This is a genomic window from Microbacterium candidum, from assembly GCF_030315975.1.
Lineage (GTDB): Bacteria > Actinomycetota > Actinomycetes > Actinomycetales > Microbacteriaceae > Microbacterium > Microbacterium candidum.
The window spans coordinates 347,549-359,732 of the sequence record NZ_JASXSZ010000001.1; the positions used below are offsets into that span (position 1 = coordinate 347,549).

Sequence of the window (12,184 nt, forward strand, 5' to 3'; positions counted from 1 at the left end):
TTCGGATATAGTGCCGCAAAACAGGATCCGATCTTCCGACCTGTCCAAAACTCAACGAAGAGGAGGGGAGCCCGTGACTCGCAGACTTCGCCTTGCCGCGGTCGCACTGGCCGCTGTCGCCGCCGTCGCACTCGCCGGCTGTTCCGGCGGCAACTCGTCGAACAACTCCAGCGGTTCCGCCAAGGGCGGCACGCTCGTCGTCGACACCGCGTTCTCACTGGAGACCGGCGACCCGGGTCGCAACTACGTCCCGACCGGGAACATGGTGCTGCACGCCGTGTACGACACCCTGCTCACCTTCCAGGGTTCGGACTCGTCGACGCCCAAGCCGGATCTCGCGACGATGACGCAGAACTCGGATGCCACCGAGTTCACCTTCAAGCTGCAGGACGGCCGCACGTTCTCGGACGGGACGCCCGTCACCGCCGATGACGTCGTGTTCTCGCTGGATCGGGTCGCCGGCATCACGGATTCGAAGGCCAACTTCCTCATGACCGGGATCACGGTCTCGAAGGTCGACGACAAGACGGTCAAGCTGACCACGGCGACCCCCTCGCTGCAGCTGCCGGCGATCATGACGAACCCCTCCCTCGCGATCCTCAACTCGAAGATCGTCAAGGAGCACGGCGGCACGACCGACAACTCCGACGCCGCGAAGTCGTGGCTGGACGCGAACTCCGCGGGTTCCGGTCCGTACAACCTGCAGTCGCTCGACCTGACCACGCAGGTGGTCATGGTGAAGAACCCGAAGTACAACGGGACGGACAAGCCGGCGTACGACAAGATCGTCGTCCGCAACATCAGCCAGTCGTCGACGCAGCTCACGAACCTCAAGGGCGGCGACTCGAACGTCGCCGTGGACCTCTCCGGCGACCAGGTCAAGACGCTCGGCGACGGATACGTCGTCAAGTCGGTGCCGTCGGCGGAGACGCTGTTCCTCCTCATCAATCAGGACAAGGCCGTAGGCGGCGTGACGGCGAGCCCCAAGTTCGCCGAGGCCGTCCGCTACGCGCTCGACTACCCGAAGCTGCTCGAACTCGCCGGTGCGGGCTCGGTCCAGGCCACCGGCGTCATCCCGCCGATGTTCCCCGGAGCCAACAAGGAGGGCGTCAAGCAGGATCTGGAGAAGGCCAAGGCGGCGCTCAAGGACTCCGGCTACAACGGAGAGGACGTCAAGCTCCAGTTCCCGAACGACAACCCGGTCGGCGGTGTCGAGTTCACCCCCGTCGCCGAGCGCGTGCAGGAGCAGCTCAAGGCCGTCGGCATCAACGTGACCCTCGCACCCGCGCCGTTCGCGACCGAGGTCGACCCATACGTCCACGCGAAGGAAGCCTTCTCGCTCTGGTACTGGGGTCCGGACTACGCCGACTCGTCCTCGTTCCTGCCGTTCGGTCCGGGCCAGAAGGTCGGCCTCCGCGCCGGGTGGCCGACGACCGCGAGCCCGTCGATCGCCGATCTCGTCACGAAGGCGCAGAACGCGACGACGGTGGATGCGCGGAACACGGCGTTCGGCGACTACGCCCAGGCGATGCAGCAGAGCGGCCCGTTCGTCCCGCTGATCGTGCCCGGCAGCAACCTCGCGAGCGACAAGAAGGTCTCGGGTCTCCAGTACAACGTGACCTGGACCCTCGATCTCCGGACGCTGCAGCCGGCGAGCTGATCGACGCGGTGGGGCCGGAGCATCCGGTCCCACCGCTTCCTTCTCCCATAGGAAAGCGTGCACGTGACGGAGACACAGGCCATCGCCACACGGAAGACGGTACAGTCGCAGCACCAGCTGCGGCGATTCCTCAGCCGCCGCCTGATCACGAGCGTCATCCTCTTGTTCGGGATCGTCCTGGTCACGTTCTCGCTCACGGTGATCGTCCCGGGCGACCCTGTCCGCGCGGCTCTCGGCGAGGGCGCCTCGTCCAATCAGGCCACGGTGAACGCGTTCCGTCAGAAGTACGGACTGGACGAGCCCGTCCCGATCCGGTTTCTCAAATACGTCGGGAATCTGCTGCGCGGAGATCTCGGCACGTCGATGACCACCGGTCAGCCGATCTCGAGCGATCTCGCCAAGGCAGTCCCCGCCACCGGCGAGGTCGCGTTCTACGCGATCATCATCAGCCTCGCCGTCGCGATCGTCCTCGGCACGTTCGCCGCGTACCGACGCGGCAAGGTCGGCGACCAGGTGGTGCGCGTCGTCACGCTCATCGGACTGAGCGTCCCGACGTTCTGGATGGCGATCCTCTGCTACCAGCTCTTCTTCATGAACCTGCACTGGGTCAGCGGGTCCGGACGGATCTCTCCGACGATCAATCCCCCTCCGCACATCACCGGGTTCTACACGATCGACTACATGCTCAACGGCGACCCCGTCGGGTTCTTCGACGCCACGAGCCACCTCGCACTGCCCGTTCTCGTGCTGAGCCTGTTCACGATCGCGACGCTCACCCGCTTCGTCCGGACATCCGTCCTCGAGGTGCTCGACATGGACTACGCACGCGCCGCCCGGGCGAAGGGACTGCCGACGCGCCGCGTCGTCGTCGGCTACGTGCTGCGCGGCGCTGCGCTTCCGATCCTCACGCTCGTCGGCATCGCCTTCGGCAGCCTCCTCTCGGGAACCGTCCTCGTCGAGGCCGTCTTCGCGTGGCCAGGACTCGGGACGTATGCGTACAACGCGTCGAAGAATCTCGACCTCCTCGCCGTCACCGGTGTCGGTCTCGTCGTCGGGATCATCTTCGTCGTGATCAACCTCATCGTCGACATCCTGTACGGCGTCCTCGACCCCAGGGTGCGACTGTCATGAGACTCCTGACTCCGGGCATGCCCGACGTGAAGAAGAAGCGGCGCTTCATCCCCGCCGCGTGGCGCACGCCGCTCGCCGTGATCGGCGCGGTCATCGCGATCGGATGGATCATCGTCGCCCTGCTGGCACCGTGGATCGCTCCTCACGATCCGCTCGCCCAGGATCTGCCGCGACTCGCCCCGCCCAGCGCGGAGGCGATCATGGGGACGGACGGGAACGGCCGCGATGTCTTCTCCCGTCTGCTCTACGGCGCACAGACCACCATCCCGCTCGCCCTCGCGCTCGTCGTGTGCGCCATGATCATCGGCACCATCATCGGGGCCGCGGCCGGCTACTTCGGCGCCGCGGTCGACGAGGTGCTCATGCGCATCACGGACATGGTGATGGCGTTCCCCACCGTGATTCTCGCGATGGTGATCGCGGCATCCCTCGGCCCGTCCATCCTGAACGCGGTCATCGCGGGAATCATCGTCGCGTGGCCCCCGTACGCCCGCATCACCCGCTCCCTGGTGCTCGGGCTGCGCACCCAGAACTACGTCGTCGCCGGTCGACTCCTGGGATCGTCGCCGTTCCGGTCGCTGCGGCGGGACGTCCTGCCGAACATCGCCGGCCCGGTGCTCGTGCTCGCGTCGCTCGACATCGGCACGGCGATCCTGCTGTTGTCGGGACTCTCTTTCCTCGGTCTCGGCGCACAGCCGCCGACGCCGGAGTGGGGCGCGATGATCTCGTCGGCCATGCAGAACACCACGGCGTGGTGGCTCGGGGCGTTCCCCGGCCTCGCCATCCTGACGGTCGTCCTCGCCTTCAACTTCATCGGCGACTCGCTCCGCGACGCGCTCGACCCGTTGGCCGCGCGCGAGCGCGAAGCCGAGATCCCCACGTCTCTGGAGCGTGTCGCATGACCGCGCTGCAGATCCGGGACCTCCATGTCCTCCTCGGGAACGACAAGCGCAACCGTGCGGAGGTCGTGAAGGGCATCGATCTCGACCTCGCCGCCGGGAGGATCCAGGGCCTGGCCGGCGAGTCGGGGTCCGGCAAGAGCATGACAGCCATGGCGATCCTCGGGCTCCTGCCCGCGGGCGGAGTCGCGACCGGCTCCATCCGGCTCGGCGACGACACGGAGCTCGTCGGCATGCGAAACAAGGCGTACCGGAAGATCCGCGGGCGCCGCATCGGCATGGTCTTCCAAGACCCGTCCGCGAGCCTGCATCCCCAGATCACCGTCGGCTCGCAGCTGACCGACGGGATGCGCGCACACCTTCCGCTCTCGAAGGCGCAGGCCCGGGCACGGGCGGTGGAACTGCTGGAGCTGGTCCGCGTGCCGTCTCCGCAGGAGGCGCTCGGCAAGTATCCGCACCAGTTCTCCGGCGGTCAGAGGCAGCGCATCGCGATCGCGATCGCTCTCGCGTGCGAGCCGGAGGTGCTGCTGGCCGATGAGCCGACGACGGCGCTGGATGTCACGGTCCAGGCCGGGATCCTCCATCTCCTCCGCGATCTGGCCACAGAGAAGAGTCTCGCCGTTCTGCTGGTGACGCACGATCTCGGCGTGATGAGCGCCATCGCCGATGACGTCGCGGTGATGCGCGGCGGACGGATCGTGGAGACCGGCAGTCGACGCCAGATCTTCACGGATCCGCAGCATCCGTACACGCGCGAGCTGCTGGATGCGATGCCCGACGCGCAGGAGTCACTCGTCGACGCACCCGAGGGGGATGACACGTGAGCGACTTCGCTTCAGAGACCGCCCGCCCCGTCCTTCGTGTCGACGACCTCGTCGTCGAATACGGGGGCCGTACGGCATTCCGCGCCGTCGACGGCATCTCTCTCGAGATCGCGGCCGGCGAAGTGCTCGCGCTCGTCGGCGAGAGCGGGTGCGGCAAGTCGTCGACGGCGCGTGCGGTGATCGGCATGGAACGACCCCACTCCGGCACGGTGCTCTACCGCGGGATGCCGGTGAAGCCGCTGAGCTTCCACGCGAGGCCGAAGGAGCTCACCGCCATCCAGATGGTCTTCCAAGACCCGAACTCGTCCCTCAATCCGCGCCGTCGGGTCGCCCAGCTGATCGCCGACGGATCGCGTGCGGCGCGCCTGCGCGGTCTGGACACGGAGACGCCTTCGCACTGGCTGTCGGCCGTCGGCCTGTCACCCGCGCTCGAGAACCGGTATCCGTATCAGCTCTCCGGCGGACAGCGCCAGCGCGTCGCGATCGCCCGCGCGCTCGCCGCACGCCCCGATCTCATCGTCGCCGACGAGCCGATCTCGGCGCTGGATGCATCCGCCCAGGCGTCTGTGGCGGGGATGATGCGAGAGCTCTGCATCGCCTCGGGTGCGGCGATGCTGTTCATCTCCCACGACCTCTCCGTCGTGCGGCTGATGGCCGATCGGGTGGCGGTCATGTACCGCGGGCGGATCGTGGAGTCGGGGTCGACCCAGGTGGTCTGGGACCACCCGGTGCACCCTTATACCGAAGCGCTGCTCGCGGCCATCCCGCATCCGGACGGCGAAGGCGCGCTGCCTGCGGCACCGGCCTCCGAGGCGCCCGCCTCCTGGACGAGCCACATCGAGGAGGCCCACGGGCGCACCCGCTGACGCGGCACGACAGAACTCCCGATCAGCGGTGGGGTGCGGTCGCGGCGTGAGCCGGCGGTGGCCACCTCGCCGCCTCAGCGCACAGCGCGGATCGGCAGCACGGCCAGCGCGCCGCCCACGGTGATGAGCCCGGAGAGGATGAGCAGCGCACTGTAACCGCCGAGCATGCCGACGATGACGCCGCCGAGGAGTGGGGCGAGCACTTGCGGGAGGGTGTTCGCGACGTACATCACGCCCAGATCCTTGCCGCGCTCGCCGGCCTCGGGAAGGACCTCGGTGACGAGCGCGTAGTCGACGGCGAGGTAGGCGCCGAGACCGCATCCGAAGATCAGCACGCCGATCATCATTCCTGCCCAGGTGGGTACGAGGGCGAGCGTGACGGTGCCGACGGCGAGCAGGACGCAGCTGCTCCAGACGAACGGCTTGCGACGGCGAAGACGGTCGGAGAGATAGCCCGCGACGAGGCAGCAGACGGTCGCGCCGAGGGTGGACAGCGCGATGAGGACGAGCACTTCGGTGCTCGGGTCTTCGATGTGGAGGGTGTCCTGCACGATGAAATACAGGTAAACGATGGGCACGGTGGTGCCCAGCTGCATGAGGAACCGGCAGATCCACGCCCATCCGAAGTCGGGGTGGGCGATCGGATTCACCCAGAACGAGCGGAGGAAGTCGACCACGGTCGGCCGATCTCGCTCGCCGGGCAGGAGCCGGATCTCGCGGGTGAAGAAGACGAACGGCAGGGTCAGCGCCGCTCCGAGGATCGCGACGGCGGCGTAGCCGGCGAACGTCGTCGTGAACACGAGTGCGACCAGGGCGACGCCGAGGAGCGCGCCGAGGGGTTGGGGGAATCCTGCCCACGCGGAGACGACGCCGCGCTGGCGGCGCGGGACGAGGTCGGGGATACTCGCGGCGATGGCGGCCGCGACGAGGCTGAAGCCCGCTTGCGCTGACACCCAGCAGACGAGCACACCGGCCACGGTGGTCTGGGCGCCGAGGAGCACGAGAAAGGCCGCGCCGATCACCGTCCCCGCCAGAATCCACGGACGGCGCCTGCCCCACCGGGACGTCGTCACGTCGGAGGCGAGGCCGGTGAGGGGGGTGATGACGATGGTGATCAAGTACCCGAGCGAGGAGATCAGCGCGAGTGCGCCGACCTTGTCGGCGGGGGCGATGTGATCGAGCTGCGCGGGCAGCAGCAGCTGGGCGGGGCTGATCGACGCCATCCACAGGCCGATGTTGGCGAGGCACAGCATGCCGATCCAGCTCGGTCTGACGTCGACATCGGGTTCCGCCAAGGCTGACGGGGTCGTCTGGGTGGTGGTCATCCGGATTGCGCTCCTTTGCGGTGACGGATCTCAGCGAACGTCAAAGGGATCGGTTGCACGATCGAGTCCGCGACGCCTACCTCCGGCATCCACCGCATCGCCCAGATAGCGGAGTCGGTATCTGCCGGGTACGGCGTCGGCGGGGATCGTCCAGGTGAGCGTGATGCGGGAGGCACCGGCGCCGAGCGGCTCCCAGCGGAAAGTGGTCGACCAGTCGCCGTCATCGGCGATCGTCCTCCAGCCGGTGCCTTCCGCGCGCTGCACCTCGAGGTGGGTGCCGCCGTTGCGGAGTCGGTTGTTGGGGTGTGCGCCGAGGAAGACAGCAGTGACGGTGGACCCGCGGTCGTGCTGCGCGGCGGGAGCCGCCAGCACGTCACCGAGGGCGTGCCCCGGGATGGCGCGGTCCGGCTTCGGCGTCGTCCGCTTGCCCGTCACACGCGCACGCGCGGGAGACGGAGTCCGATCCAGCGGGATGCCGTCACGCATCTGGGTGGCGAGGCGTGCGACGGCTTCCTGATAGACGGGGAGCTGCCAGCGGCCGAAGAAGGTGGCGCCGCCTTCGTATCGTTGCTGTCCGTACTCCTCGGGAGTCGTGAGGTAGCCGGCGTCCTCATTGGAGTATCCGGCAGCCAGGACGTCGTTCAGGTCCGCGCCGACGATCTCTGCCACCACGCGACGGATCCGCAGTCCCGCGGTGATGGTGGGTTCGCAGGGCAAGCAGACGAGGTAGAGACTCCCGATGCGGATGAGCTGGATGGGGACCACGTGCGGTACGAGGCCGAGTCTGCGAACGAGCCAGGCCGGCATCATCAGCGACTTCGGCGCCTGCGCATCACGGAGCCGGGGCCACAGTCTGTAGGCGATCGCGGACCAGAGTTCGGGGAACCGGTTGCGGTCCTGGGAGAACCCGGCGAAGCCCGGTCCCTCGTCCGTCCCGGCGAACTCGGCTGCACCGGGGATCGCACCCAGCGTGCGATGCGATCGCCCGTCGCCCGTGTACTCCGGTGAGACGGTGACGTCGGACAAGCGCACCGAGATCGTGCGCGCATCGACTCCACCTGTGAGGCGCTCGGCGCCGTCGACGAGCGCTGCGGCCGCCTCATACTGGCGCAGGCCGATCTGTCGAGTGTTCTCGAACTCGTCGGCGGTCGGTCCGCTCCCCGGTGCGTGATTCAGATTCGGAGACATGTCTCCGGCATCGGTCTGCGCGAACGCCGCAACGAGGCCGGGACGTCCGGAGAGATAGTCGACGCCCGCGACCGCGCGCTCCCAGTGATACGCCGCGTAGCCCTTGTTGTCGCCGCTGATGAGGGTGTTGCGATTCGTCATGCTGGTGCCGTGCGTCGCGAACCAGTTGACGGCGCCGACCAAGTCGCCATCGCGCTTGATGGTCAGCACCGTGGTCTGCGGATTCACGGCGCCACGGAAGACCTCCCGCTCGTCGTCGGGATTGCGCAGCCAGGAGGCGAGTGAACGGTTGGTGCTCGCGTCATGAAGCTCGCCGTGCGCGAGCGCGAGCTCCGACGGCGCGAGATCGTCGTGCGCGGCCCGCGCGGCGAGGACGATGCCGTCGACGACAGCCTGGTGGTTCTGTTCGAGCATCCCGCCGGAGTTCGAGAAGAACGCCATCTCCCGCCCGTAGCCCGCGGGGCCTGCATGCGTGTGCGTCGCCGTGATGCACACGTTGTGGGTCGAGTAGGTCTCGCCGTACACGGCGCCGAGCCGGCGGATGACCTCATCGCGAAGCACGTCGGTGATCTCGCAGAGGTCGCAGACCACGAGGAGCACTCGGCTCCCACCGGACGCGATGACGAATGCGCGGGCCCGTTGTCGCAGGTGGATGCCCGTCGTGCGCTGCGCGGCTTTGGCGTATCCCTGCATCCCGCACCCCGCCGGCTGGCCGGTGATGTCTCCGATTCCCCGCCCCGCAAGGAATCCTCCGCCCTCGCAGGCATCCGTCGAATCAACCAGTTCCGCAGGCATCGTCGCCCCCTTCCGCCATCACATGATGCGGGAGGAGGGCATACTTGGTCAAGTGACCGAGTCAATTGACCAAGAAGTGGATGTCGACGTCAGGTCTTCCGTCGAGCCAGGGACAGGACATGGCGTCCGGCCAGCTCGAGAATCGCCCAGACGTCCGCGTCGTCGGCATCGTTGAGGTACTGGAGCTCTGCGCCCTCGAGCACGGAGGCGAGGTACCGCTGCACGACACTGAACGGCACCGTCCACTCGAGCGCGTTGCGGGATGCGAAATCCTCCAGGTGGCGGCCGACGTCGTCCATGTAACGGTCGTACTGCAGCTTCGCGACGTCGGCGAGCTCCGGCACCCGGGCGACATACGTCATCAACTCGTACGTCAGCCGGGTCTCATCCGAGAAGTCCCGCACGTGATCTGCATACCCGCGGAGCGCGCCCAGCAGTTGCTTCTCCGGATCGACGCCACGGGCGAGGGCGTCTTCCACCGGCCGGATGGTGTGGTCCGCGATCGCATCGATGACCTGTTCGAACAGCTCGGCCTTCGATCGGAACGCGTAGTGGATGGTGCCGAGCGGAACACCCGCCTCGGTGGCGATCGCTCGGGTCGTCGCGCCGATGACACCCTCGCGGCACATGACGCGGATCGCGGCTTCAGTGAGCATGGCGCGCCGCTCTGCCACAGGCACTCTCGCCACCGAAATCTCCGCTCCGCCGCTGTTTCGCCATCGAATGAGGTCGCTCAGAGCGACAGCCTGGCCCGACTCTACGCGACGTGTCCTGGGCGGCCGAGCACGGGACCGCGGAGCCGATCGCCGCTGACGTCAGCCGGCGGGCGTGAGGCCGTGCGGGGTGACGTTGAGGCGCTCGCAGCCATCGGCGGTCACGACGACGATGTCCTCGATGCGCGCGCCCCACTTCCCGCCGAAGTAGATGCCGGGCTCGATGCTGAAGGCCATGCCCTCGCGGAGGGGGAGGTCGTTGCCCGGAGCGATGTAGGGCTCCTCGTGCACGGAGACGCCGATCCCGTGACCCGTGCGGTGTAGGAACGCGTCGGCGAGTCCTTCCGCGGCGAGCACATCGCGTGCGGCCGCGTCGATCTGGGATGCCGTGACGCCGGGGCGGACCGCATCCACCGCAGCCTGCTGCGCGCGCTCGAGGATGGCGATCTGCCGCGCGACCTCGGGATCGGGCGTTCCGACGACGTAGGTGCGGGTGCTGTCGGAGTTGTAGCCGGAAGGGACCGGGCCGCCGATGTCGACCACGACGATATCGCCGTCCCCGATGACGCGATCCGAGACCTCGTGGTGCGGATCGGCGCCGTTCGGGCCCGACCCGACGATGACGAAATCGGCCCGCTCGTGGCCTTCTTCCACGATGGCCGCGGCGATATCCTCCGCCACCTCGCGTTCTGTGCGGCCGGCGCGCAGCATCCCGAGCACCCGGCGATGCACCGCATCTATGGCGGCGCCGGCGCGCCGGAGCTCTGTGATCTCCTCCGCATCCTTGATCATGCGACCCTCGCGGAGGACGGGGGTCGCGAGCTCAAGTTGCACCCCGAGTCGCTCGCCGATGGGGACGACGTGCAGGGCCGGGAGCGCATCGGAGACGCCGACGCGGACCGGATCGCCGGGGATCGCGAACATGACCAGCAGGTGCGGGTCATCGCCGTCGACCCAGTCGATGACGCCGATGTCGAGCGGGCCCACCGCGGTGCCGCGGACCTTCGCGAGCTCCATGCGGGGGACGATGATCGTCGGATCGCCTTCCGCCGGGATGACGAGCGCCGTGAGCCGCTCGATCGTGTCGCCCTCGAGGCCGACGAGGTAGACGAGGTCGGGGCCAGGCCCCACGACCACGGCATCGAGGCCCGCCTGTCGGGTCAGGGTGCGCGCCCGATCGAGGCGCGCGGCGTAGACGTCGGGGGAGAAGGGGAGGGTGCTCACCCGTCCACGCTATTGCCCACGTCGGCCGGACCGCCACCGGAATCGGACCCGTCGGACATCCGTGGCGGTGGCGCGTGGCGGATCGCGCTCACGGCGCCGACGACGGCGCCGAACAGGAGTGCGGGCGGTACGAGGACGAAGTAGTCCGGAATGCCGGCGGGGTCGGATGAGATGTGCGCTTCGAGGATCCACTGGAGCCCGACGAGCGTCCCGGTTCCGCTCATCGTGCCGAGTCCCAGTGCACCGCGCAGCACGGGCAGGTCATCACCGACGAAGACCACGAACGCGGTGACTCCGACCGCGCTTCCGACCGCGAAGGCGAATGCGAACCAGAAGGCGGCGTCGACCGGCGCCCAGTTGTCCGGGCCGTCCGGGCCCCAGTGGATCGGCACGATCGCGGGCAGATCATGTGCCGTGATCCGCGCGATGACGAGGACGATCGCAGGCAACCAGGACAGCATCGCCGCCGGGATCAAGCCGCCCGAGTGCGTGATGTGCTCCGACGCGAGCTCCCGCACCGGCGGATCCGGCGAGAGCGAGTATGGATCCGGCTTCGCTGGCAGCTCGGCCGGGGCATCCCCCGCCGCGCGGGAGCCGATCACGGCACCCCACGCGACACCACCGACGAGCGCCAGCAGCACCGGCAGCACAACGATGTCTCGCATCCCGGTCATCAACGTCGCCGCCGACAGGAAGAGCGTCGCCACGAGCGCGCCGGCGATCGTTGGGGCGACGGCCGCGCGATGACCCGCCTCCCAGGCGCCTTCCGAGGCCATCAGCGCAGGGACCCGCAGCCCGACGGCGCCGTTCACCTTGATGACACCTCGCCCGCACAGCACGATCAGGAGCACGACGACATATGCGGCCACGACGAGGATGACGGCCCCCCACACGCTCACGAAGCTATCACCGACACCCCCGCGCAGGCGGGTTCGGGTGGGGATATCGTCTGAACATGAGCGGCTTCCTCGCCTGGGTGGCGGGCTCCGGCGTCGTCCAGGGCGTCATCATCGGCGCCACGCTCGCATTCCTCACGACGGTGCTGCTGCTGAACGCCGTCGCCCGCGCGCAGACGACGACCGTCAACGGCTGGAGCGCGATCCGCAACGCCGGCCGGCCGGGAAACGGGATGCTGGTGCGCGCCGCGCTGCAGAAGGCTCTGCCCGCGGTGAACGTCTTCGAGGAGGCCGCCTACTGGACCGCGGAGACCGACGGCGCAGGGGGCAGGCTCCGGGGGGATCGTGCCTACCGCATCCACTTCCCGCCCGGCGGCCTCCCGCCGACCGACGCCTTCTGGTCGCTCACGGCGACCGACACCGTCGGGTACATGGTGAGCGGCCCGACAGGCAGGTCGAGCGTCGACGACCACTCCGGGCTCGTCGTCAACGCAGACGGGTCGGTGGACGTCCTGCTGCAGGCGTCCACGTCTGCGGATGAGGGCGGGAACTGGCTGCGGACTCCGTCCGGCAGGTTCAAGCTCATGATGCGCGCGTACCTCCCCGGCTCAGCCATCGTGCATGGCCACTACGCGCTCCCGCCGATCGACAGGGTCTCGTGAC

Annotated in this window: 11 protein-coding genes; 6 read left to right on the forward strand and 5 right to left on the reverse strand. The window is 68.4% G+C overall.

Features of this window, described 5'->3' with window-relative positions; all coding sequences use genetic code 11:
- The first annotated feature begins 73 nt into the window (after nt 1–73).
- The 5 genes from QSV35_RS01725 (at nt 74) to QSV35_RS01745 (ending at nt 5,380) form a co-directional block, all read left to right on the forward strand.
- Nucleotides 74–1,660 carry an ABC transporter substrate-binding protein gene (locus tag QSV35_RS01725; protein ID WP_286286078.1) on the forward strand — a complete coding sequence of 529 codons (1,587 nt, stop codon included), beginning with the start codon at nt 74–76 and terminating at the stop codon, nt 1,658–1,660.
- A 63-nt stretch (nt 1,661–1,723) separates the two neighbouring features.
- Nucleotides 1,724–2,791 (forward strand): ABC transporter permease, encoded by a 1,068-nt coding sequence (locus QSV35_RS01730; protein WP_286286080.1) that lies wholly within the window; start codon nt 1,724–1,726, stop codon nt 2,789–2,791.
- Nucleotides 2,792–2,808: 17 nt separating this feature from the next.
- Entirely contained in the window at nt 2,809–3,693 is an 885-nt protein-coding gene (locus tag QSV35_RS01735) for an ABC transporter permease (RefSeq protein ID WP_286286082.1), read from the forward strand.
- Entirely contained in the window at nt 3,690–4,514 is an 825-nt protein-coding gene (locus tag QSV35_RS01740) for an ABC transporter ATP-binding protein (protein WP_286286084.1), read from the forward strand. The genes QSV35_RS01735 and QSV35_RS01740 overlap by 4 nt, the downstream gene beginning before the upstream one ends.
- Nucleotides 4,511–5,380, forward strand: a complete 870-nt coding sequence (locus QSV35_RS01745; RefSeq protein WP_286286086.1) for an ABC transporter ATP-binding protein — start codon at nt 4,511–4,513, stop codon at nt 5,378–5,380. Before QSV35_RS01740 ends, QSV35_RS01745 begins: the two co-directional genes overlap by 4 nt.
- A 74-nt stretch (nt 5,381–5,454) precedes the next feature.
- Here the strand turns inward: QSV35_RS01745 and QSV35_RS01750 are convergent, their stop codons facing one another.
- The 5 genes from QSV35_RS01750 to QSV35_RS01770 all read right to left on the reverse strand — a co-directional run bounded on the left by QSV35_RS01750 (nt 5,455) and on the right by QSV35_RS01770 (nt 11,524).
- On the reverse strand, nt 5,455–6,705 hold the full coding sequence (locus tag QSV35_RS01750) for an MFS transporter (protein ID WP_286286088.1): 1,251 nt from the start codon (nt 6,703–6,705) through the stop codon (nt 5,455–5,457).
- 30 nt (nt 6,706–6,735) lie between these two features.
- Entirely contained in the window at nt 6,736–8,688 is a 1,953-nt protein-coding gene (locus tag QSV35_RS01755) for a neutral/alkaline non-lysosomal ceramidase N-terminal domain-containing protein (RefSeq protein WP_286286091.1), read from the reverse strand.
- Between the two features lie 89 nt (nt 8,689–8,777).
- Complete coding sequence (locus QSV35_RS01760) at nt 8,778–9,344, reverse strand: TetR/AcrR family transcriptional regulator (protein WP_286286093.1); 567 nt, start codon at nt 9,342–9,344, stop codon at nt 8,778–8,780.
- 159 nt (nt 9,345–9,503) lie between these two features.
- Nucleotides 9,504–10,625 (reverse strand): M24 family metallopeptidase, encoded by a 1,122-nt coding sequence (locus QSV35_RS01765; RefSeq protein WP_286286095.1) that lies wholly within the window; start codon nt 10,623–10,625, stop codon nt 9,504–9,506.
- Nucleotides 10,622–11,524: an SdpI family protein gene (locus QSV35_RS01770; protein WP_286286096.1), complete on the reverse strand. Its 903-nt coding sequence runs from the start codon at nt 11,522–11,524 to the stop codon at nt 10,622–10,624. Before QSV35_RS01770 ends, QSV35_RS01765 begins: the two co-directional genes overlap by 4 nt.
- A 56-nt stretch (nt 11,525–11,580) precedes the next feature.
- On the opposite strand from QSV35_RS01770, the gene QSV35_RS01775 reads away from it, so the two are divergent.
- A complete protein-coding gene (locus tag QSV35_RS01775; protein WP_286286098.1) occupies nt 11,581–12,183 on the forward strand; it encodes a DUF1214 domain-containing protein in 603 nt (200 codons plus the stop codon).
- Nucleotide 12,184 lies beyond the last annotated feature (1 nt).

What these genes read in the sequence shown, in the direction of transcription:
- QSV35_RS01735 (WP_286286082.1), top strand. Translation starts at nt 2,809, where the DNA reads ATGCCCGACGTGAAGAAGAAGCGGCGCTTCATCCCCGCCGCGTGGCGC.
- QSV35_RS01740 (WP_286286084.1), top strand. Translation starts at nt 3,690, where the DNA reads ATGACCGCGCTGCAGATCCGGGACCTCCATGTCCTCCTCGGGAACGAC.
- QSV35_RS01750 (WP_286286088.1), bottom strand. Translation starts at nt 6,705, where the DNA reads ATGACCACCACCCAGACGACCCCGTCAGCCTTGGCGGAACCCGATGTC.
- QSV35_RS01755 (WP_286286091.1), bottom strand. Translation starts at nt 8,688, where the DNA reads ATGCCTGCGGAACTGGTTGATTCGACGGATGCCTGCGAGGGCGGAGGA.
- QSV35_RS01760 (WP_286286093.1), bottom strand. Translation starts at nt 9,344, where the DNA reads ATGCTCACTGAAGCCGCGATCCGCGTCATGTGCCGCGAGGGTGTCATC.
- QSV35_RS01775 (WP_286286098.1), top strand. Translation starts at nt 11,581, where the DNA reads ATGAGCGGCTTCCTCGCCTGGGTGGCGGGCTCCGGCGTCGTCCAGGGC.